The sequence below is a fragment of the Streptomyces sp. NPDC006872 genome (genome assembly GCF_040635845.1).
Taxonomy (GTDB): Bacteria; Actinomycetota; Actinomycetes; order Streptomycetales; family Streptomycetaceae; genus Streptomyces.
Window position 1 is genome coordinate 31983 of record NZ_JBEYIL010000005.1, and the last position, 21530, is coordinate 53512.

Annotated in this window: 20 protein-coding genes; 9 read left to right on the forward strand and 11 right to left on the reverse strand. The window is 70.6% G+C overall.

The genetic code is table 11. From position 1 onward, the window contains the following. Positions 1 to 48: 48 nt before the first annotated feature. Positions 49 to 1737, forward strand: a complete 1689-nt coding sequence (locus ABZ725_RS16010) for an LCP family protein (RefSeq protein ID WP_358803282.1) — start codon at positions 49 to 51, stop codon at positions 1735 to 1737. 39 nt (positions 1738 to 1776) lie between these two features. On the opposite strand, the gene ABZ725_RS16015 is transcribed toward ABZ725_RS16010, so the two are convergent. Further along, positions 1777 to 2823 (reverse strand): glycosyltransferase family 2 protein, encoded by a 1047-nt coding sequence (locus ABZ725_RS16015; protein ID WP_358803283.1) that lies wholly within the window; start codon positions 2821 to 2823, stop codon positions 1777 to 1779. Between the two features lie 135 nt (positions 2824 to 2958). On the opposite strand from ABZ725_RS16015, the gene ABZ725_RS16020 reads away from it, so the two are divergent. Further along, positions 2959 to 4419 (forward strand): LCP family protein, encoded by a 1461-nt coding sequence (locus tag ABZ725_RS16020; RefSeq protein WP_358803284.1) that lies wholly within the window; start codon positions 2959 to 2961, stop codon positions 4417 to 4419. Between the two features lie 120 nt (positions 4420 to 4539). Beyond that, complete coding sequence (locus tag ABZ725_RS16025) at positions 4540 to 4902, forward strand: four-helix bundle copper-binding protein (protein ID WP_351918212.1); 363 nt, start codon at positions 4540 to 4542, stop codon at positions 4900 to 4902. Between the two features lie 63 nt (positions 4903 to 4965). Here the strand turns inward: ABZ725_RS16025 and ABZ725_RS16030 are convergent, their stop codons facing one another. After that, on the reverse strand, positions 4966 to 6258 hold the full coding sequence (locus ABZ725_RS16030) for an LCP family protein (protein WP_358803285.1): 1293 nt from the start codon (positions 6256 to 6258) through the stop codon (positions 4966 to 4968). Between the two features lie 119 nt (positions 6259 to 6377). On the opposite strand from ABZ725_RS16030, the gene ABZ725_RS16035 reads away from it, so the two are divergent. Continuing rightward, on the forward strand, positions 6378 to 6938 hold the full coding sequence (locus ABZ725_RS16035) for an acyl-CoA thioesterase (RefSeq protein ID WP_358803286.1): 561 nt from the start codon (positions 6378 to 6380) through the stop codon (positions 6936 to 6938). Positions 6939 to 6959: 21 nt separating this feature from the next. On the opposite strand, the gene ABZ725_RS16040 is transcribed toward ABZ725_RS16035, so the two are convergent. Beyond that, positions 6960 to 8117 (reverse strand): acyl-CoA dehydrogenase family protein, encoded by a 1158-nt coding sequence (locus ABZ725_RS16040; protein ID WP_351918218.1) that lies wholly within the window; start codon positions 8115 to 8117, stop codon positions 6960 to 6962. 202 nt (positions 8118 to 8319) lie between these two features. Here ABZ725_RS16040 and ABZ725_RS16045 point away from each other — a divergent pair, with 202 nt between their 5' ends. After that, the gene (locus tag ABZ725_RS16045) at positions 8320 to 9663 is read left to right on the forward strand and encodes a UDP-glucose/GDP-mannose dehydrogenase family protein (RefSeq protein WP_358803287.1); all 1344 of its coding nucleotides are present in this window, start codon (positions 8320 to 8322) and stop codon (positions 9661 to 9663) included. A 126-nt stretch (positions 9664 to 9789) separates the two neighbouring features. Here ABZ725_RS16045 and ABZ725_RS16050 read toward each other — a convergent pair whose 3' ends face one another. Then, complete coding sequence (locus tag ABZ725_RS16050) at positions 9790 to 10296, reverse strand: CGNR zinc finger domain-containing protein (RefSeq protein WP_358803288.1); 507 nt, start codon at positions 10294 to 10296, stop codon at positions 9790 to 9792. Between the two features lie 82 nt (positions 10297 to 10378). Between ABZ725_RS16050 and ABZ725_RS16055 the strand changes: the two genes are divergently transcribed. Further along, positions 10379 to 10741 carry a VOC family protein gene (locus ABZ725_RS16055; RefSeq protein WP_358803289.1) on the forward strand — a complete coding sequence of 121 codons (363 nt, stop codon included), beginning with the start codon at positions 10379 to 10381 and terminating at the stop codon, positions 10739 to 10741. Between the two features lie 30 nt (positions 10742 to 10771). Beyond that, entirely contained in the window at positions 10772 to 11176 is a 405-nt protein-coding gene (locus ABZ725_RS16060; protein WP_358803290.1) for a VOC family protein, read from the forward strand. A 5-nt stretch (positions 11177 to 11181) separates the two neighbouring features. Here the strand turns inward: ABZ725_RS16060 and ABZ725_RS16065 are convergent, their stop codons facing one another. The 4 genes from ABZ725_RS16065 to ABZ725_RS16080 form a co-directional block, all read right to left on the reverse strand. Next, on the reverse strand, positions 11182 to 12390 hold the full coding sequence (locus ABZ725_RS16065) for a dipeptidase (protein ID WP_358803737.1): 1209 nt from the start codon (positions 12388 to 12390) through the stop codon (positions 11182 to 11184). A gap of 121 nt (positions 12391 to 12511) precedes the next feature. Continuing rightward, a complete protein-coding gene (locus ABZ725_RS16070) occupies positions 12512 to 13714 on the reverse strand; it encodes a dipeptidase (protein WP_358803291.1) in 1203 nt (400 codons plus the stop codon). Next, positions 13711 to 14244, reverse strand: coding sequence for a 5-(carboxyamino)imidazole ribonucleotide mutase (gene purE, locus ABZ725_RS16075; RefSeq protein WP_351918230.1), 534 nt, complete (start codon positions 14242 to 14244; stop codon positions 13711 to 13713). Before purE ends, ABZ725_RS16070 begins: the two co-directional genes overlap by 4 nt. Next, entirely contained in the window at positions 14241 to 15380 is a 1140-nt protein-coding gene (locus tag ABZ725_RS16080; protein WP_358803292.1) for a 5-(carboxyamino)imidazole ribonucleotide synthase, read from the reverse strand. The genes purE and ABZ725_RS16080 overlap by 4 nt, the downstream gene beginning before the upstream one ends. Before the next feature lie 198 nt (positions 15381 to 15578). Between ABZ725_RS16080 and ABZ725_RS16085 the strand changes: the two genes are divergently transcribed. Further along, positions 15579 to 16067, forward strand: a complete 489-nt coding sequence (locus tag ABZ725_RS16085) for a GtrA family protein (RefSeq protein WP_358803293.1) — start codon at positions 15579 to 15581, stop codon at positions 16065 to 16067. 7 nt (positions 16068 to 16074) lie between these two features. Here the strand turns inward: ABZ725_RS16085 and ABZ725_RS16090 are convergent, their stop codons facing one another. Continuing rightward, positions 16075 to 17349: an ATP-binding protein gene (locus tag ABZ725_RS16090; RefSeq protein WP_358803294.1), complete on the reverse strand. Its 1275-nt coding sequence runs from the start codon at positions 17347 to 17349 to the stop codon at positions 16075 to 16077. A 94-nt stretch (positions 17350 to 17443) separates the two neighbouring features. Continuing rightward, positions 17444 to 18121 (reverse strand): response regulator transcription factor, encoded by a 678-nt coding sequence (locus tag ABZ725_RS16095; protein WP_351918238.1) that lies wholly within the window; start codon positions 18119 to 18121, stop codon positions 17444 to 17446. 535 nt (positions 18122 to 18656) lie between these two features. Between ABZ725_RS16095 and ABZ725_RS16100 the strand changes: the two genes are divergently transcribed. Continuing rightward, the gene (locus ABZ725_RS16100; protein ID WP_358803295.1) at positions 18657 to 20153 is read left to right on the forward strand and encodes an oligopeptide:H+ symporter; all 1497 of its coding nucleotides are present in this window, start codon (positions 18657 to 18659) and stop codon (positions 20151 to 20153) included. A gap of 79 nt (positions 20154 to 20232) precedes the next feature. Here ABZ725_RS16100 and ABZ725_RS16105 read toward each other — a convergent pair whose 3' ends face one another. Beyond that, positions 20233 to 21471, reverse strand: coding sequence for a hypothetical protein (locus tag ABZ725_RS16105; RefSeq protein WP_358803738.1), 1239 nt, complete (start codon positions 21469 to 21471; stop codon positions 20233 to 20235). Positions 21472 to 21530 lie beyond the last annotated feature (59 nt).

Consider the following 21530-nt stretch of genomic DNA (forward strand, 5'->3'; position numbering starts at 1 on the left):
GACGCGGGACGGGCCCGTGTCAGGCGCACGGCGGGGAGGGGCAGGGGAATGGCGGGGAGCAGTGGGGTGCGGGGGGAGGTTCCCGCGGTCGACGACACGGTGTCATCGACCGAGCGGGACCGGCAGGATCAGGACGCGCCCGAAGGAGACGCCTCGGAGACCGGGAGCACCCGGACGACCGGGGGCTCCGTCGCGGGCGGAGGCAGCGGCGGACACGGGGGACGCCGTGACACCGACCGCAAACGCCGTCGTCGACGCGCGTTGCGCTGGTCGGCGACGGTGCTCGCGGTGGTCATACTCGGCGGCGCGGGGGCCGGATACCTCTACTACGAACACCTCAACTCGAACATCAAGAGCGACGACCTGAACATCGGCGACGCCAAGGACCGGGCGGCCAAGACGGAGGCCAACTCGGCCGGGCAGACGGCGCTGAACATCCTGCTGATCGGTTCGGACGCCCGTGACACCGCCGAGAACCAGAAGCTCGGCGGCGCCAAGGACACCTTCGACGGTCCCCCGCTGGCGGACGTCCAGATGCTGCTGCACATATCGGCGGACCGCAGCAACATGTCGGTGGTGAGCATGCCGCGCGACACGCTCCTGGACATACCCAAGTGCACGGACCCCGACGACGGGACCACCTACCAGGCGCTGACGAACGAGATGACGAACGTGTCGCTCGGTCGCGGCGGCCCCGGCTGCACGGTGGCCACGTGGGAGAAGCTCACCGACATCCACATCGACCACTTCATGATGATCGACTTCTCGGGTGTGGTGTCGATGGCGGACGCGATAGGCGGCGTCCCGGTCTGCGTGGACGCCAACGTCTACTCGCACACCTCCAGCGGCAAGGGCTCCGGCCTGAAGCTGGAGGAGGGCACCACCTCCATCAAGGGCAAGCAGGCCCTGCAGTGGCTGCGCACCCGCTACGGCTTCGAGGACGACACCGACCTCGCCCGCGCCAAGGCGCAGCACATGTACATGAACTCGATGGTCCGCGAGCTGCGCGCCAACGCCAAGCTGACCAACCCCAACAAGCTGCGCAAGCTCGCCGAGGCGGCGACCAAGGCGATCACCGTCGACGACGGCCTGGACACCATCACGAAGATGTACGACCTGGCGGGCGAGCTGCAGAAGGTGCCCACCGACCGCATCACGATGACGACCATGCCGAACCGCTACCAGGGCAGCCGGGTGGTCCCGACGGACGACGCCACGCAGTTGTTCCGGCTGGTGCGCGACGACATCGCGCTGGACGGCAAGGACGCCAAGAAGACCGCCGTCACCGCCAGTCCGACGCCGACGGTCGCCGCGGACCCGGCCGCCGCGAACGACAAGATCGCGGTGCAGGTGCACAACGGCACCTCCACGGACACGCAGGCCCCGGTGCGCGGACGCGCGACCGCCGTGAAGGAGCTGCTGGCGGGCAAGGGCTTCGACGAGGCCGTCGCGGACACCTCGGCGGCCACGGCCGAGGCGAAGACGGTGGTCCGCTACCCGAGCGCCGACCTCCAGGGCGACGCCCAGGCCGTCGCGAAGGCCCTCGGCATCCCGACGAGTCAGGTGAAGAAGTCCACCGACGTCTCCGGGGTCATGGTCGTCGTGGGCGCCGACTGGCGGTCGGGGACGACGTACAAGGTGGCGGAGCCGGACGACACGACGCCCGACACCGCCGGGGCGATCAACGCGTCCGACACCACCCAGTGCATGCACGTGGACCCGGACTACATCTGGTAGTCCGGGTCCGGTGCGGGTGCGGTTCCTGGAGCGGGGTCCTCAGCGCGCGTCGCTGAGGACCGCGGGGCGCCGCGAGGCGATGACCTTCCTGGCCAGCGCTTTCGGGCTGGTCAGGAAGCCGAAGCCCCAGCACATGTGCATGGTGGCGAGGGCGACGGGGATCTGCAGCCGGGCCTTCGCCGGCAGCCCCTTGCCCGCAGGCAGCGATCCGGCGACTATCGCCGCGAGGTAGCCGCCGGGGATGACGAAGCCCAGCGGGGTGAGCACGGCGCCCACCACCACGCCGGCCGCGATCAGGCACACCGCGGTCGGCGGGGCGAGGTAGCGCAGGTTGATGGAGCCCTCGTGGTAGCGGGCCACGACGTGCCGCCAACGGCCGTAGTCCTTGTACTGCTTGGCGAGCGCCCGCACGCTCGGCCGCGGCCGGTAGGACACCTTCAGCTCGGGCGAGAACCAGATCAGCCCGCCGGCCTCCCTGATCCGGAAGTTCAGCTCCCAGTCCTGGGCGCGGATGAACTCCTCGTTGTAGCCGCCCTGTTGCTCCAGCGCCTCGCGCCGGAAGACCCCTAGGTACACGGTCTCGGCCGGGCCGGCCTGCCCTCCCGTGTGGAAGGCGGCGTTGCCGACCCCGATCTTCGAGGTCATGGCCGCGGCGACCGCGTGCTCCCAGTCGTTCTCGCCCTCGGCGTGCATGATGCCGCCGACGTTCTGCGCGCCGGTCTCCTCCAGGAGCCGTACGGCGGTGGCGATGTAGTCGGGCGAGAGCATGCCGTGCCCGTCGACGCGGACGACGATCGGGTGGCGGGAGGCCTTGATCGCGGCGTTGAGCGCGGCGGGCGTGCGGCCGGTGGGGTTCGGGACGGTGTGCACGCGTTTGTTCTTATTGGACGCTGTTTCGGACACGAGCTCGGCCGCAATCTCTTCCGTACGGTCCGTGGACGGACCGATGGCGATCACGACCTCCATCTCGCCGGGGTACTCCTGCGCGAGGATCGCTTGGACGGCTCCGCGCAGATGCCGCTCCTCGTCGAGGACGGGCATGATGACGGACACGGCGGGGAGCTGCACGTCGGGCTTGGCGTTCATAGGACGCTCACGTTACCGCGAACGGGGGACACGGCCCGCCCCGCCGGGTGCGGCTGCACCGGTGGGCAGATCGTATGGGCCTACTGTGCGAACGGCTTCCCCCGCCCCACGGTCGCCGCCCGGAGGTGCCCTCCCATGCCCACCACCCCGCTCCGGTCCCCGCGCCGCCCGCACCCTGGGCGCCGCGTGCCGCGTTCCCCCGTTCGCCGCCGGCGGCCCCGCTGGGCCGTACGGGCGGCGACCACGCTCTCGGTGGTGCTGCTCGCCGCCGCCGGCATCGGTCACTCGGTGATCAGCAGCCTCGACGCGGACATCGCCCGGGTCGACCCCTTCAAGGACATGAAGAACCGTCCGCAGGCCGGCCACGGCATGAACGTCCTGCTGGTCGGCACCGACGGCCGCGACCGGATCACGGCGGCGGAGCGCCACCGGTACCGCCTGGGCGGGGCCCCCTGCCACTGCACCGACACGATCATGATCGTGCACATCTCGGAGGACCGGGAACGGGCCAGCGTGGTCAGTCTGCCGCGCGACTCCTACGCCGAGACTCCCCCGCACACCGACCAGGTCACCGGCAAGCAGCACCACGGCCATCCGCTCAAGATCAACGCCGCGTACGCCGAGGGCGGCCCGCAGTTGACCGTCCGCACGGTCGAGCACATGACGCATGTGAAGATCGACCACTATCTGGAGGTCGACTTCACCAGCTTCATGAAGACGGTCGACGTCCTCGGCGGCGTGAAGATCTGCACCGCGAAGCCGCTGAAGGACTCGTACACGGGCCTGGACCTGGCGTCGGGCGCGCACACGCTCATGGGCGGCGAGGCGCTGCAGTACGTCCGCTCCCGGCACGTGGACGGCTCCTCCGACCTCGGCAGGATGAAACGTCAACAGCGCTTCCTGGCGGCCCTGGTGGACCGCGCCACCTCCTCCGGGATCCTGCTGAACCCGCTGCGGTTCCGGGACGTGACCCGGGCGGTGCTCGGCTCGGTGCGCGCGGACCGCGGCTTCGGCGCCGACGAACTGCTCGACCTCGGCCGGGCGATGCGCACCTTCTCCCCTTCTTCCTCCGAGTTCGCGACCGTCCCCATCGGCCAGATGGGATACGTCGTGAAGGGCATCGGCTCGACGCTGAAGTGGGACCCGGTGAAGTCGCAGCTCCTCTTCCGGGCGCTGCGCGACGACAAGCCCCTCGCCGCGACCGTCCGCGCCCTCGACGGCCGGGTCGCGCGGGTGGACGTGGCCCCGCAGCAGATCCGGGTGCAGGTGGAGAACGGCACGCACACGGCCGGCCTCGGCAGACGGGTGGACAAGGCGCTGGCCGCGGTGGGCTTCCGGACGACCCGGCAGCCGGTCAGCGCGGCCGCCCCCTCCGCCCGGCGCACGGTCGTCGCCTACGACCCCCGCTGGGACCGCTCCGCGAAGTCCCTCGCGACCGCCCTGCCGGGCAGCGAGCTGCGCGCCGTCAAGGGGCTCGGGGCGACGCTGAAGGTGATCGCGGGCGCGGACTTCCGCCAGGTGCGCACGGTACGGGCGGTGGACGCGGAGCAGGGTGAGTTCGGAGTGGTGCGCGGGGACGAGGTGGGGTGCCCGTAGGGGGCCCCGGGAGACCACTGGGAGGCTCCCCGATGGCGGGGGCCCGCCGCAGGGCGTAGGACGGAAGTCGGAAGAGCACGCTCGGGCCCGCCCCGGGCCCCCGCACCCCCTGGAGGAGCCATGACCCAGCCCGGAACCATGAACGCCATGAGCAAGCAGATGCAGGACTGCGTCGAGGCGTGCATGTCCTGCCACAGCATGTGCGAGGAGACCATGAGCTCCTGCATGCAGATGGGCGGCCAGGCCCAGATGCAGATCATGCGCGCGCTCCTGGACTGCTCCGAGACGACCCGGATGTGCGCCGACATGATGATGCGGCGCTCGCCCATGTCGGCCGAGATGTGCGCGATGTGCGCCAAGGCGTGCGACATGTGCGCGGAGGCGTGTATGTCCATGCCGGACGATCCGCAGATGATGCGCTGCGCGGAGTCCTGTCGCCGCTGCGCCGAGATGTGCCGCACGATGGCCGGCGCCACGATGTGACCGCCGCCCCCGCATGACGAGGGGCACCCGCCACGGCGGGTGCCCCTTGTCGCGTCCGTCTGCTCAGTTGCCCGAGACGGTGACCTTCTCGTCGTTCTTCAGCTGGCTGACCAGCGTCTTCACCTTGGCCTTGTCCCAGACGAGGTTGCTGCCGCTGGAGCCGGAGATCGGCATGTTCATCGACTTGCCGTCGCCGCTGTTGACGCCCTTCATCGCGAAGAACATGGACGCCAGGTCGTACAGGCCCATGTCCTTGTCGACGATCAGGGAGTCCAGGCCCGAGCCCATGGTCGGGTACAGCTTGAACGGGTTGAGGACCGTGCCCGGGGTGGCCACCTGGTTGGCGAGGGCGGCGAGGAACTTCTGCTGGTTCTTCGTGCGGTCGAGGTCGGAGCCCGCGAGCGCGTACCGGGTGCGGACGAACGCGAGGGCCTCCTCGCCGTTCAGCGTCTGCTTGCCCTTCTTGAAGTCGGCGCCGGACTTGGTGTCCTTGATGTCCTGCGGGATGTCGATCTCGACGCCGCCGACCGAGTCGACGATGTTCGCGAAGCCCGCGAAGCCGATCTCCACGTAGTGGTCGATGCGCAGGCCGGTGTTGAACTCGACCGTGCGCACCAGCAGTTCCGGGCCGTCCTCGGCGTAGGCCGCGTTCAGCTTCACGTGCCGGCCGGTGCCCTTGTACGTCTTGCCGGACTCGGAGCCGACGAACGACGGGATCTCCACGTCGGAGTCGCGGGGCAGCGAGATCAGCGTGTCGCCGTTGGAGCCGGTGTGCAGGATCATCATCGAGTCCGTGCGCTTGCCCTCGGCGGAACCGGTGTGCAGTTCCTTCTTCTCCTCGGCGGACATGCCCTCACGGCTGTCGGAGCCGACGATGAGGTAGTTCGTGCCCTCGCCCGCCTCGGGCCGGTCGATGACCTTCGACAGGTCGACGTCGCGCTGGAGCTTGGAGTCGGCCCAGAAGTACGTGCCGACGGCCGTCACGACCAGCACGGTCACGACCGAGATCGCCGTCCACTTGATACGGCGGCGCCAGTTGGGCGCGGGGCGCGGGCCGCGGGTGTCGTAGCCGCCAGGCCCGGCCGGTCCCCCCGGTCCACCGGGGTCGCCGCCGTAGACCTGGCCCGAGCTGTAGCCGCTGTCGTACCCGGTCTGCTGGGCGTTCGTGTAGTCGCCGTGTCCCTGACCGTTGACGTACGACGGCTGCGGCGGGACGCCGGCGCCGCTCGGCGGGGCGGCCGGGCCACGGCGGACCTGCCGCATGACGCGGGCGCTCTCGGGCTGTGCGCTCGCGCTGCCGCTTCCGTACCGGTTGCCGCGGTCGTTGTCGGACCATCCCTCGGGCCAATCGTTCATGCGGACCAGTGTGCAGGCCACTGCTGTGTCCTATACAGGGGCGTCGGAAAATCACAGCCCCGCTGTTGCCAAGCTGACACAAAGTCCCGAGTCGTCCCCCTCGGCATAAGGTGGAGGACATGACAGACCAGGTCACCGCGGCGGACTCGGGCAGCACCCCGGACATCCCGGGCAAGCCCACATCCGCGTCCCGCACCACCCTCAGCCACATCATGGGCCACAACGACACCAACCTGTTGGGCACGGTGCACGGCGGCGTGATCATGAAGCTCGTGGACGACGCGGCGGGTGCCGTGGCCGGGCGGCACTCCGGCGGGCCCGCCGTCACCGCGTCCATGGACGAGATGGCGTTCCTGGAGCCGGTCCGGGTCGGTGACCTCGTCCATGTGAAGGCCCAGGTGAACTGGACCGGCCGGACCTCGATGGAGGTCGGCGTCCGGGTGCTGGCCGAGCGCTGGAACGAGTCCGCCCCGGCCACCCAGGTCGGCTCGGCCTACCTGGTCTTCGCCGCCGTCGACGCCGACGGCAAACCCCGCCCGGTCCCCCCGGTCGTCCCGGAGACGGAACGCGACGAACGCCGCTACGAGGAGGCCCAGATCCGCCGCACCCACCGCCTGGCCCGCCGCCGCGCGATCAGGGAACTGCGCGAGCGACGGGTGGCGGAGGGACTGGAGGACTGAGCCGGACGGCCGCGGGGGCCGTTACGGCAGGTTGCGCGCCATGACGATCCGCTGCACCTGGTTCGTGCCCTCATAAATCTGGGTGATCTTGGCGTCGCGCATCATGCGCTCCACCGGGTAGTCGCGGGTGTAGCCGTAGCCGCCGAGGAGTTGGACGGCGTCCGTGGTGACCTCCATCGCGACGTCCGAGGCGAAGCACTTGGCGGCCGCGCCCTGGAAGGTGAGGTCGGAGTCGAGGCGTTCGGAGGCGGCCGCGGCCTGGTAGGTGAGGGCGCGGGCGGCCTCGATCTTCATGGCCATGTCGGCGAGCATGAACTGGATGCCCTGGAAGTCGGCGATCGCCTTGCCGAACTGCTTGCGCTCCTGGACATAGCCCTTGGCGTAGTCGAAAGCGCCCTGGGCGACGCCCAGCGCCTGGGCGGCGATCGTGATGCGGGTGTGGTCCAGGGTCTTCATCGCGGTCGCGAAGCCGGTGCCCTCCTCGCCGATCATGCGGTCCGCCGGGATGCGCACGTTGTCGAGGTAGACCTCGCGGGTCGGGGAGCCCTTGATGCCCAGCTTCTTCTCCGGGGCGCCGAAGGAGACTCCCGGGTCGGACTTCTCCACCACGAAGGCCGAGATGCCCTTGGTGCGCTTGGTGGGGTCGGTCACGGCCATGACCGTGTAGTACTCGCTGACGCCGGCGTTGGTGATCCAGCGCTTCACGCCGTTCAGGATCCAGTGGTCGCCGTCGCGGACCGCCTTGGTCTTCATGCCGCCCGCGTCCGAGCCCGCGTCCGGCTCGGAGAGGGCGTACGAGAACATCGCGTCGCCCTTGGCCAGCGGCGTCAGGTACTTCTTCTTCAGGTCCTCGGAGCCGGAGAGGATCACCGGGAGCGAGCCCAGCTTGTTCACCGCGGGGATGAGGGAGGAGGACACGCAGGCGCGGGCCACCTCCTCGATGACGATCACTGTCGCCAGGGCGTCCGCGCCCGCGCCGCCGTACGACTCGGGTACGTGCACCGCGTGCAGATCGCTCGCCACCAGCGCGTCCAGCGCCTCCTGCGGGAAGCGGGCCTCCTCGTCCACCGCGGCGGCGTACGGCGCGATCTTCGCCTCGGACAGCGAGCGGATGGCGTCGCGGAGCATGTCGTGCTCCTCGGACGGGCGGTACAGGTCGAAGTCAGCCGATCCGGACAAGGTGTCTCACGCTCCAAATACGCTGCGGTTCACGACGCTAATTACCGTTAAGTAACTCAAATTTTAGGGGCCCTCCCGACCGCGTGGCACGTGAGTTTGGCGACAAGGGGCACCCTCCACCGGGATCTGCCCGGTGAGGGGCCGCGACATGCCCCGACTATGCTCGGGCGCGCAGTGTCGGCATCCCCCGTCAGGAGCATTCATGGCCCTCAAGATCACCGTGATCGGCACCGGCTATCTCGGCGCCACACACGCCGCGGCCATGGCCGAGCTGGGCTTCGAGGTGCTCGCTCTCGACGTCGTGCGGGAGAAGATCGAGATGCTCGAGCGCGGCGAGACCCCGATGTACGAGCCGGGGCTCGAGGAGCTGCTGCGCCGGCACGTCGCCGGGTTCGAGGGGACCAGCGGGCGGCTGCGGTTCACCCAGGACTGGGCCGAGGTGGGGGCCTTCGGCGACGTCCACTTCGTCTGCGTGAACACTCCGCAGAAGCACGGCGAGTACGCCGCCGACATGTCGTACATCGAGTCCGCGATCGAGTCCCTCGCTCCGCATCTGACGCGGCCCGCCCTCGTCGTCGGCAAGTCGACCGTGCCCGTGGGGTCCGCCGAGCGGCTGGCCCGGACGATCGTCGAGCTGGCGCCCGCCGGGGAGGACGCCGAGCTCGCGTGGAACCCGGAGTTCCTGCGGGAGGGCTTCGCGGTCCAGGACACGCTGCACCCGGACCGGATCGTCGTCGGGGTGCGCAGCGAGCGGGCCGAGGCGGTGCTGCGGCAGGTGTATGAGACGCCGGTCGGCGAAGGGACGCCGTTCGTCGTCACCGACTTCCCCACCGCCGAGCTGGTGAAGACCGCCGCGAACTCCTTCCTCGCCACCAAGATCTCCTTCATCAACGCCATGGCGGAGGTGTGCGAGGCCGGCGGCGGCGACGTCGCCAAGCTGGCCGAGGCCATCGGCTACGACGACCGGATCGGCAAGAAGTTCCTGCGGGCCGGGATCGGCTTCGGCGGCGGCTGTCTGCCCAAGGACATCCGCGCCTTCATGGCCCGCGCCGGTGAGCTCGGCGCCGACCAGGCGCTCACCTTCCTGCGCGAGATCGACTCCGTCAACATGCGCCAGCGCGGGCGGATGGTCGAGCTGGCCCGGCAGGCGCTGGGCGGCGGGTCCTTCCTGGGCAAGCGGATCGCCGTGCTCGGCGCCACCTTCAAGCCCGACTCGGACGACGTCCGGGACTCGCCCGCCCTCAACGTCGCCGGGCAGATCCATCTCCAGGGCGGACAGGTCACGGTGTACGACCCGAAGGGGATGGCGAACGCCCGCCGGGTCTTCCCGACCCTCGGCTACGCCGACTCGGCCCTGGAGGCCGTACGGGGCGCCGAGGCCGTCCTGCACCTGACCGAGTGGCGGGAGTTCCGCGAGCTGGACCCGGCGGCGCTCGGCGAGGTCGCGACGGACCGGCTGGTCCTCGACGGGCGCAACGCGCTCGACCCCGTGCTGTGGCGCAAGGCCGGGTGGACCTACCGGGCGATGGGACGCCCGACCGCATAGCCGCAGCCGCCTCCGTTGCCGCGGGCTGCCGCGGGCGCACAGCGACGCCGGTTCGGCCGAGGCTCAGTCGGCCGAACCGGCGTCTTGTTGCATTCTGCACCACAGACCTGTGTGGCGAGTGGTGAACTACTTCGCGCGGTAGCGGCGCATCTTGGCCCGCGCCCCGCAGACCTGCATCGAGCACCAGCGGCCCCGGCCCGCCGGACTGCGGTCGTAGTACGCCCAGTGGCAGGTCACGGCCTCGCAGGCCTTCAGCCGGGTCCAGGTGCCCGCGATCAGCGCGGCCGCCACGGCGGCGGCCGTACGGGAGAGCAGCGGGGCGCCGTCCGCGGGAGTCAGCCGGGCCGAGCCGTCGTTCTCGTCGACGGTCACCAGCAGGGGCGCGGACGCCAGCAGCTCGCCCAGCGGGGTGACCTCGCGGTGCGGTGCGTGGCCCGCGTGGGCGAGCAGCGCCACGCGCAGGGACTCGCGCAGCTCACGGGCGCGCGCCAGGTCGTCCTCGTCGTCGGTGAGCCCGAACCGCGCCCGGCCGTCCGCCGTGTCCAGCGAGTCGGCGCCCGACTCCAGGTCCAGCGTGTTCACCAGGGACTCCACCAGGGCCAGTTCCCCGGGGGCGGCCGATCGCTCATTCATGCTTGCGACGTTACCTCCAATGCGAGAGCATGCAGTAACCGTTACCTTCTAACGGCTCTATCAGGTAACCCGAGGAGGAGTCATGGCTCTCGCCGAGCTGGGTGTCGTCGTCCTGGACTGTCCCGACCCGCGTGCGCTCGCCGGTTTCTACGCCGAGGTGCTGGGCGGCAGCGTCGAGAGCGACGACGGGGACTGGGTGGATGTGAAGGTGCCGGGCGGTCAGTCGCTGGCCTTCCAGGCCGCTCCCGGGTTCGTGCCGCCCGCGTGGCCCGCGCCCGAGCACTCGCAGCAGTTCCATCTGGACCTCACCGTCGACGACCTGGACGCGGCCGAGCGGGGCGTGCTCGCGCTGGGCGCGAAGCCGCTGGACACGGAGGACCGCTCGCGCGGCTGGCGGGTGTACGCGGATCCGGCCGGGCACCCGTTCTGTCTGTGCACGTCCTGAAACCGCAGGCCTTCGAGTCAGGAGAGTTCCATGTCGCCCGTCGCCCGTTTCCGTAACGTCGTGCTCGACTGTCCCGATCCGCGTGCGCTCGCCGCGTTCTACGCGGCGGTCGTGGGGGGCGTCCCCGAGTGGGAGGAGGGGGAGGAGGACTGGGTCGTCCTCCAGGTGCCCGGCGGTCCCCGGCTCGGCTTCCAGGAGGTGGCGCAGTACACCCCGCCGGAATGGCCGCGCTCCGACCGCAACGGGCAGCAGTTCCACATCGACCTCGACGCCGGCTCCACCTGGGCGGAGATCGACGCGGCCCATGAGCGGGTACTGGCGCTGGGCGCGCGGCCGCTGGAACTTCAGGACCGGGAGAAGAAGGACTTCCAGGTGTACGCCGATCCGGCGGGCCATCCGTTCTGCCTGTGCCGGATCGAGAAGCCCCTGACCTGAGCGGATCAGCCGTCCAGATGGGCGATGCGCGCCGTCGACGGTTCCCGGCGTTCCTGTGCCGCTCGGGAGGCGAAGTCCGCCGTGCGCAGGACGCGCTGCATGTTTCCCCAGGTCAGCAGGGCGATATCGGGGTCCGGCCAGCCGCGGTGGAGCAGCTCGGCGATCAGGTGCGGGTAGCCGGAGGCGTCGGCGAGGCCCTGCGGGTGGGCGGCGCCCGAGTCGTAGGTGCCGGACAGGCCGACGCAGCCGGGACCGGCGATCGCGCGGACGTGGTCGAGATGGTCGGCGACGTCCCGGACGCTCGGGCCGGTCTGCTCGGCGGTCAGCGGCACCAGGCACAGGCCCTTGGCCGCGCCGAGCCCGGCCAGCAGCTCGTCGGGCAGGTTGTCGGGGTGGGGGCGCAGGGCGCGGGCGGCGGAGCGGGTGCACAGGACCGGTGTCCTGGAGAGGGTGAGGGCACGGCTGACGGTGGTGTCGGAGGCGCCGGAGAGGTCGGCGAGGACGCCGAGCCGGTTCATCTCGCGCACGACCTCCTCGCCGAACCGGGTCAGCCCCGCCTCGCTCGCCCAGGTGGTGCCGGAGAGGGTCAGGACGCGCAGTCCGAGGGAGTGCAGGACGCGCAGGATGCCGAGCGAGTCGTCGAGTGCGGCGGCCGTGGCCGGGCCGAGGACGACGGCGACCCGGCCGCAGTTGCGGGCGTCGATGACCTGCCCGGCGGTGCGGGCCAGCCGCAGCCCGTCGGGGTGCGTGGCGATCACCGACCGGACGAGGTCCAGCTGCTCCAGGGTCGCGCCGACGGCCCGGTCGGCGGCGAGGCCGTCGGGCAGGTGCAGCGACCACAGCAGCGCGCCGACGTGGCCTTCGCGCAGCCGGGGCACATCGGTGTCGACGGCGCTCTCGCCGAGCTGGAGGTCGTACCAGGGCAGATGGCGCAGGGCCCAGGGCAGTCCGCTGTAGCCGTCGGCGACGGGGTGTGCGGCGAGGAGGGCACGGGCGCGGTCCAGCGGGCCGGCCTCGGGCTCGGGCGTGACCGGGGTGACCGGCGCGCACGGGGTGAAGGGGACGGCCGCCCGCACCTCGTCGCCGCGTACGTCATCGCGGTCGTCGCCGCGTACGTCATCACGGTCGTCGCCGCGTACGTCGTCGTGGTCGTGGTCGTCGCCGCGGTCGCCGGCCTCGGGAAGGGTGTGCAACTCGTCCTGGAGGTCGGCCATGACGGTCTCCGTACGTTCGATCAGCAGTACGGTCACCGTCGCACGGCGGGCGGCGCGCTTCCTGGTGGACGGGGCGTTCGGGGGTAAACGGCGTCCCCGGACGCCCCGTCCACGGTGCGTGTCAGCCGTCCAGTGACTCGATCGTCGCGTTGGACGGTGCGCGGGTCGCCCGCAGGTCACGGGCGACGTCCTCCGCCGCGCCCAGCACCCGGACCGCGTTCTGCCAGGTCAGCTTGGCGAGGTCGGGCTTGGACCAGCCGCGGTCGAGCAGCTCCGCGATCAGGTTGGGGTAGCCGGAGACGTCGTCGAGGCCGTCGGGGGTGAAGGCCGTGCCGTCGTAGTCGCCGCCGATGCCGAGATGGTCGATGCCAGCGACCTCGCGCATGTGGTCGAGGTGGTCGGCGACCGTGGCGACGGTGGCGACGGGACGGGGGTGGGTCTCCTCGAAGGCCCGGTGGACCTTCATCGCCTCCGGGGTGGTGGCGAGGTGGTGGAAGCCGTGGGCGCGCATGTTGTCGTCGGCCTCGGCCGTCCAGTCCACCGCCGCCTGCAGGACGAACTTCGGCACGAACGTCACCATCGCCACGCCGCCGTTCGCGGGCAGACGCTCCAGGACGTCGTCCGGGATGTTGCGGGGGTGGTCGCAGACCGCACGCGACGAGGAGTGGGAGAAGATCACCGGCGCGGCGGTCGCGTCCAGCGCGTCCCGCATCGTCGTCGCGGCCACGTGCGAGAGGTCGACCAGCATGCCCTCGCGGTTCATCTCGCGCACCACCTCGCGGCCGAAGGCGGACAGACCGCCGACCCCGGGCTCGTCGGTCGCGGAGTCCGCCCAGTCCACGTTGTCGTTGTGGGTGAGCGTCAGATAGCGCACGCCGAGCGCGTACAGGCCGCGCAGGGTGCCGAGCGAGTTGGCGATCGAGTGGCCGCCCTCCGCGCCCATCAGCGAGGCGATCCGGCCCTCCGCCCGGGCGGCCTGTATGTCGGCGGCGGTGAACGCGGCCCTGAGGTGCTGCGGGTTGCGGGCGATGAGCTGCCGTACGCAGTCGATCTGCTCCAGCGTCGCCGGGACCGCGTCGGGCAGGTCCGAGCGCACGTACACGGACCAGTACTGCGCGCCGACGCCGCCCTCGCGCAGCCGGGGGATGTCGGTGTGCAGATGGCCGTGCTGGTCCGCGGCGATGTCGCGGGCGTCGAGGTCGTAGCGGACCGGCTGCGCGCGCAGCGCCCACGGCAGGTCGTTGTGGCCGTCGACGACCGGGAACTCGCGCAGGAGTTCGCGGGCGGCGGCCAGGGAGGTCGGCTCCGTCACTTCGCGTGTCACTTCCCGAAGCCGAAGCCGTTCGAGCCCTCGACCTTGGCGCGCAGGCGCTTGCCCTTCTCGGTGGCCTGGTCGTTGAGCTCCTGCTGGAAGTCGCGCATCCGGGCCTGCAGGTCCTGGTCGTGGGCGGCGAGGATGCGGACGGCGAGCAGGCCCGCGTTGCGCGCGCCGGCGACCGAGACCGTGGCGACGGGGACGCCGGCCGGCATCTGCACGATCGACAGCAGCGAGTCCATGCCGTCCAGGTACTTCAGCGGCACGGGCACGCCGATGACCGGGAGCGGGGTCACGGAGGCGAGCATGCCGGGCAGGTGGGCGGCGCCCCCGGCTCCGGCGATGACGACCTTCAGTCCCCGCTCGGCCGCCTGCTCGCCGTAGGCGACCATCTCGCGCGGCATGCGGTGCGCGGAGACGACGTCGACCTCGTAGTCGATCTCGAACTCGTCGAGGGCCTGCGCGGCGGCCTCCATGACGGGCCAGTCGGAGTCCGACCCCATGACGATGCCTACGACGGGGCCTGCAACAGGGCTCATTCGGTGATCGTGCCTCTCAGGTAACCGGCTGCGTGACGGGCGCGTTCGAGGACGTCGGCCAGGTCGTCGCCGTAGGTGTTGACGTGGCCCACCTTGCGGCCGGGCTTCACGTCCTTGCCGTACATGTGGATCTTCAGCTGGGGGTCGCGGGCCATGCAGTGCAGGTACGCGGAGTACATGTCCGGGTAGTCGCCGCCCAGGACGTTGACCATGACCGTCCACTTCGCGCGCGGGCGCGGGTCGCCCAGGGGCAGGTCGAGGACCGCGCGGACGTGGTTGGCGAACTGGGACGTGATCGCGCCGTCCTGGCTCCAGTGGCCCGAGTTGTGCGGGCGCATGGCCAGTTCGTTGACGAGGATGCGGCCGTCGCGGGTCTGGAACAGCTCGACCGCGAGGTGGCCCACCACGTTCAGTTCCTTGGCGATGCGCAGCGCCATCTCCTCGGCCTTCAGGGCGAGGGTCTGGTCCAGGTCGGGGGCCGGGGCTATGACCGTGTCGCAGACGCCGTTCACCTGCTGCGACTCGACGACCGGGTAGGCGACGGCCTGGCCGTGCGGGGAGCGGACGACGTTGGCGGCGAGCTCGCGGACGTAGTCGACCTTCTCCTCCGCCAGCACGGGGACGCCGGCCCGGAAGGGGTCCGCCGCCTCCTCGACCGAGTCGACGACCCACACGCCCTTGCCGTCGTAGCCGCCGCGGACGGTCTTGAGGACCACCGGGAAGCCCTCGCCCTCGGCGGCGAACGCGACGACGTCCGCCGGGTCGGTCACGATCCGGTGCCTGGGGCACGGAACGCCGATCGCGTCGAGCTTCGCGCGCATCACCCCCTTGTCCTGGGCGTGCACCAGCGCGTCGGGGCCCGGGCGGACGGGGATGCCGTCCGCCTCCAGCGCCCTGAGGTGCTCGGTGGGTACGTGTTCGTGATCGAAAGTGATCACATCGCACCCGCGCGCGAACTCACGCAGCGTGTCGAGATCGCGGTAGTCGCCGATGACGACATCGCTCACGACCTGCGCCGCGGAATCCTGTGGGGTGTCACTGAGGAGCTTGAACCTGATGCCGAGCGGGATGCCTGCTTCGTGTGTCATACGAGCGAGCTGGCCCCCGCCGACCATGCCGACTACCGGGAACGTCACGCCCCCAGGGTATCGGCCACGCCACCGCGGCCGAATTCCGCGCCTCTTACCCGGCCCTTTCCCGCCTCATACCGTTTGTTTCCCCGCATCTCCCCCGCTGGTCACGGGCCCGTGAGGTGGACCACAGGAAACCGACAAGAGTGGTGGTTAGCATGGTTGGGTTGACGAAACCGGACCCGGACGGGGGCCTGTACGACCATGGCACATGGTTCCTCGGGGCTGAAGAGGATCGTCCGAGAGCTGGCCAAGTTCGGAGCCGTGGGCGGCGCGGGGTTGCTGGTCAACCTCGGAGTGTTCAACGTCGTACGGCATGTCACCGATCTGCAGGTGGTGCGGGCGAGTGTCATAGCCACCGTCGTGGCCATCGTCTTCAACTACATCGGGTTCCGCTACTTCACCTACCGTGACCGCGACAAGAGCGGGCGGACGAAGGAACTGACGCTGTTCCTGCTGTTCAGCGCGGTGGGCCTGGTGATCGAGAACGGGCTGCTGTTCGCGGCGACGTACGGGTTCGGGTGGGACAGCCCGCTGCAGAGCAATGTCTTCAAGTTCGTCGGGATCGGCGTCGCGACGCTGTTCCGGTTCTGGTCGTACCGCACGTGGGTGTTCCGCACGCTGCCGGCGAAGGAGGCCGTGGCCAGCGCGGAGTCGTTCCTGGAGCCCAAGGCCACGCAGCGCGTGAGCTGAAAGACGCCTACCTGACCGTTTGCTCGTCGTCTTCCTGTGCGCGCTTCTGCGGGGCCGTGCGGGACAGGAACAGGCCGAAGACGGGGGGCTGGGCCTGGAGCATCTCCAGACGGCCGCCGTCGGCCTCCGCGAGGTCGCGGGCGACGGCGAGGCCGATGCCCGTGGAGTTGCGGCCGCTGATCGCCCGCTCGAAGATCCGGGCCCCCAGGTCGGCCGGCACGCCGGAGCCCTCGTCCGTCACCTCGACCACCGCCTGGTTGCCGGTGACGCGGGTGCGCAGCGCCACCGTGCCGCCGCCGTGCATGAGGGAGTTCTCGATCAGCGCGGCCAACACCTGGGCCACCGCGCCGGGCGTGCCCACCGCACGCAGATGACGCTTCCCCGAGCTGACGATGGCCCGGCCCACACCGCGGTAGGCGGGACGCCACTCGGCGAGCTGCTGCTGGATGACCTCGTCGAGGTCGAAGGTGACCGCCGAGCCGGTGCGCGGGTCCCGGGCGTTGGTCAGGAGGCGTTCCACGACGTCCGTCAGCCGCTCCACCTGCGTCAACGCGATCGTCGCCTCCTCCTTCACCGTGTCCGGGTCGTCGGTGAGGGTGATCTCCTCCAGGCGCATGGAGAGCGCGGTGAGGGGCGTGCGGAGCTGGTGGGAGGCGTCCGCCGCGAGCCGGCGCTCCGCGGTGAGCATCCGGGCGATGCGCTCCGCCGAGGCGTCGAGGACGTCCGCGACCCGGTCCAGCTCGGGGACCGAGTACCGCTTGTGCCGGGGGCGCGGGTCGCCCGACCCCAGGCGTTCCGCGGTCTCCGCGAGGTCGGTCAGCGGGGAGGCGAGGCGGTTGGCCTGGCGGATGGCCAGCAGCACGGCGGCGATCACCGCGAGCAGGGCCACCAGGCCGATGATCAGCAGGGTGCGGCCGACCTCCCGGGTCACCGTGGAGCGCGGCTCCTGGACCAGGACGGTCTCGCCCTCCTCGCCCGTGGCCCGCGCCTCGATGACGTCGCCCTCGGGTTTGACGCCGACCTGGATGGTCGTCCGGCCGGGGATCCGGATCTCGGCGTAGCGGTCCTGGGTGACCTGGTCGCGCAGTATGTCGGCGGTGACGTTCTCCGAGCCCACCAGCCGGCTGTCCACGATGCTGGCCAGCCGCAGCGCCTCGGAGTCCACCCGCTCCTGCGCGCTGTTGCTGATCGTGCGCGTCTCGACGATGACGAGGGACACCCCGAACACGGCGATGACGACGAGCACGACGGCAAGGGTGGACTGGATCAGTCGGCGGCGCATGTCCTCAACAACCCGCTAGAACCTGCTTGCGGAAACCTGTGTGCTGAAACCTGTGTGCTGAAACTTGTGTGCTGAAACTTGTGTGCGGAAGAGCTCAGCTCTTCTCGAAGCGGAAGCCGACGCCCCGCACGGTGGCGATGTAGCGAGGATTGGCCGCGTCGTCGCCGAGCTTCTTGCGCAGCCAGGAGATGTGCATGTCGAGCGTCTTGGTCGACGACCACCATGTGGTGTCCCAGACCTCGCGCATCAGCTGGTCGCGGGTGACGACCCGTCCCGCGTCCCGCACCAGGACCCGCAGCAGGTCGAACTCCTTGGCCGTGAGCTGGAGTTCCTCCTCGCCCATCCAGGCGCGGTGCGACTCGACGTCGATGCGCACGCCGTGGGTGGCCGGCGGCTGTGCGGGCTCGGACGCGCCGCGCCGCAGCAGGGCCCGGACCCGGGCGAGCAGCTCGGCCAGCCGGAAGGGCTTGGTGACGTAGTCGTCGGCGCCCGCGTCCAGACCGACGACGGTGTCCACCTCGTCGGCGCGCGCGGTCAGGATGAGGATCGGAATGGCGTGCCCCTCGGAGCGCAGCCGACGAGCCACCTCCAGGCCGTCCATGCCGGGCAGACCGAGGTCCAGCACGACCAGGTCGACGCCGCCCTGCATTCCGGCGTCGAGCGCGGTGGGGCCGTCCTCGCGCACCTCGACCTCGTAGCCTTCCCGGCGCAGTGCGCGAGCCAGGGGCTCCGAGATGGACGCGTCGTCCTCGGCGAGCAGTACTCGGGTCATGAGCTGATGGTAGTCCGCGCCGGGCAGGGGCCGAAGTGTGATCGCCCACGCCGTTTCTTACCAACGGACATGCCGGACAGCCGGAGGGAGTGGGACGGGACTCGACCGGGAGTCGGACGGGAGTCGACTGGTACGGACCTACGGTCCAGGGATGGCATCCTGGTACAGACCTTCAAAACCCCGATCAGGGTTCCTTGATCACCTGTGATCCGTGTCTCAAGTCCTTCCATATCCGACGTTGTCCTGTCGTATGGTGAAAGAACGCCTGTAGCACGCAGGGACCTTTGGCGGTCTGTTTGACGCCGAGGGTCTCTTTTGCGTGCGGGCCGGATCCCGCCGGCCTCGAAAGGAATGACCTGTGGCCGGGCCCCCGAAGCAGGGGGCGTGGATCCCGGTGGTCGCCGTCCGCCGCTCCGAGACCCGGAGCGGACTCCCCCCGGGCGTGGGGGTGGACGACGCGGTCCGCCGGTGCCGGCCGCCCCCCACCGGGCGCGCGACGCTCCAACGCAGCGCGTCCCGAGCAGCAAGGAACGACATGGCGTCCAGCCTGACGAAGGACTCGGTCCGCCCGGGCACCCCCGGCTCCGGGAAGACCTTCTTCGGCCACCCCCGCGGACTGGCCACTCTCTTCATGACCGAGATGTGGGAGCGTTTCTCCTACTACGGCATGCGAGCCCTGCTCCCCCTGTACCTGGTCGCTCCCGGCGGCCTGCACCTCAGCGCCTCGACGGCGACCGCGATCTACTCGGTCTACCTGTCGCTCGTGTACCTGCTCGCCCTGCCCGGCGGCTGGTTCGCGGACCGTGTGCTCGGCCCCCGCAAGACCGTCGCCGTCGCCGGCGCGGTCATCATGCTCGGCCACCTGACGCTCGCCCTGCCGAACGCCGGCACCTTCTACGCGGGCCTCGGCCTGGTCGCCATCGGCTCCGGCCTGCTGAAGGCCAACATCTCGACGATGGTCGGCCACCTCTACGACGGCCCCGACGACCCGCGCCGCGACGGTGGCTTCACGCTGTTCTACATCGGCATCAACATGGGCGCGTTCGCCGCGCCGCTGGTCATCGGCACCATCGGCGAGAACGTCAACTGGCACCTGGGCTTCGCGCTCGCCGCGCTCGGCATGGCGCTGGGCCTCGCCCAGTTCCTGCTCGGCAGCCGCCACCTGAGCTCCCGCTCGGACGTCGTCCCCACGCCGCTGTCCGCGCAGGAGAAGGCGACCACGCTGCGGAAGGCCGCGTTCTGGGCGGCCGTCGCGATCGTCTTCTACGCCGTCGTGGGCGTCTCCGGCGTCTACACGCTGAACTGGCTGCTGGTCCCGATCACCGTCGCCGGTCTGATCATCCCGGTCCTCGTCATCGCCCGGATGAAGCGGGACAAGGAGCTGGACCGCGCCGAACAGTCCAAGCTGACCGCGTACGTCTGGTTCTTCGTGGCCGCGGCCGTGTTCTGGATGATCTACGACCAGGGCGGCTCGACGCTGTCCCTGTTCGCGGACTCCTCGGCGGAGAACAGCGTCTTCGGCTGGGACTTCCCGGTCTCCTGGTACCAGTCGGTCAACCCGGTCCTGATCATGGCCCTGGCCCCGCTGTTCGCCTGGGCCTGGCTGGCGCTGGCCCGGCGCGGCAAGGAGCCGAGCACGGCGACGAAGTTCTCGATGGGCCTGGTGCTGATCGGCGCGTCCTTCTTCCTCTTCCTGGCCCCGCTGTCGATCGCCGAGGGCGGTCACAAGGCGGCCGCGCTGTGGCTGGCCGCGATCTACTTCGTGCAGACCGTCGGTGAGCTGACCGTGTCCCCGGTGGGCCTGTCGGTCACCACGAAGATGGCTCCCGCGAAGTACGCCTCGCAGATGATGGGCGTCTGGTTCCTGGCGGTCACCGCCGGTGACGCCACGACCGGCCTGCTGTCCATCGCCGGCGTCGACCTCAACAAGACGGGGATAGTGGCCCTGGAGGCCGTGCTCGCCGTCGTCGCGGGTGCGGCGGTGTGGATGTACCGCAAGAAGGTGAAGGAACTGATGGGCGACGTCCACTGACGTCGGTCCGGTTGCCCGGGGAGGGCCGCATACCCGCGTGGGTATGCGGCCCTCCCCGTTTCGTCCTGAAGGCCGAGCCTCAGCTCGCCCTTCTTCTCGGCATGAACGTGAAGACCGCTCCGCCCAGCAGGATCGCTGTGCCCGCCACCAGGCCCAGGGCCTTCAGGGCGCCGTGGTCGCCGGAGCCCGTCTCCGCGAGGCCGCCGCTCGTGGACGTACTGGACGAGCCGGAGCCGCCGGACGCGCCGGACGCCTGCTCCTGCGTGTTCAGGGTCAGGGAGACGGCCGTCTTGTCCGGGGTGCAGGTGGTGGTCGTGCCCGCGGCCTCGATCGTGAGGACGCCCGGGGACAGCGTGGACTCACCGGTCGCGCCGGGCTTGTAGGTGCCGACGAGGTCCGGGATCTCGATCGGCTGGCCCTGCGGGATCGCCGCGGAGTTCAGCGGGCCCTCCACCTTCACCGAGCCCGTGTCCGCGCCGCCGAGCGTGACTTGCATGGTCGGCTTCACCTTGCCGGCCGGGATGTCGATCGGGCTGTCCATCACCGACTTCTTGAACTGCACGGTGAGGTCGTAACTCCCGCTGCTCTTCTTGGCGTTGATCTGGATCGGCGAGGTCGCCTTCCTTATGCCGAGGGGCGTGTCGCAGGTGTAGGGGATGTCGACGACCTTGCCGGTGAAGTCGGTCTGGCCGTCGCCGGTCGCCGAGGCGGACGGGCTGGCCGAGGACGACGACGACGGTGACGCCGAGTTGCTGGGCGAGGTGGACGTGCTCGGCGACGTCGACCCGGACGGCGAACCCGAGCTCGAACCGCTGTTCGCGGCCGTCACGGTGATGGTCGCGGCGGGCTGGACGGGCTCCGTCGGCGCGCAGTTGGTGTTCGTCGACAGCGCGTTGACGACGTACGCGTCCGGGGTCAGCGTCACCTGTCCGACCGCCGTCAGTTTCAGCGTGCCCGTCATGTTGGACAGCACCATGTCGCTGCCCTTGGGGATCGCCGGGTTCGTGCGCGTCCCCACCATCGCGATGTCCGCGGTCTGCGCCCCGGCCGCCTTGAGGGTGCCGGACGGCTGGACCGAGTCGGCGGGCAGATCGATGATGTCGGGGTTCTTCGACGCGGCCTGGGTGAACTTCCACACGATGTCCACCGTGTCGCCGACCTTCGCCGTGGCCGGCGCCGTGATCTCGACCTTGGTGGTGCCGTTGACGTCGGGCAGCCCGATGCCCGGCGGCGGGACGCACTTGGTCGCATAGGCCACCTCGGCGGCCTGCGCCTGCCCGGCGGTCACGCCCAGCAGGACGGCCGCCCCGGTGAGCATGACGGCGGCGGCCGCGGCCGCCGCGCTCTTGCGCGTCTTGCGCGCGGGCGCACGGTCGG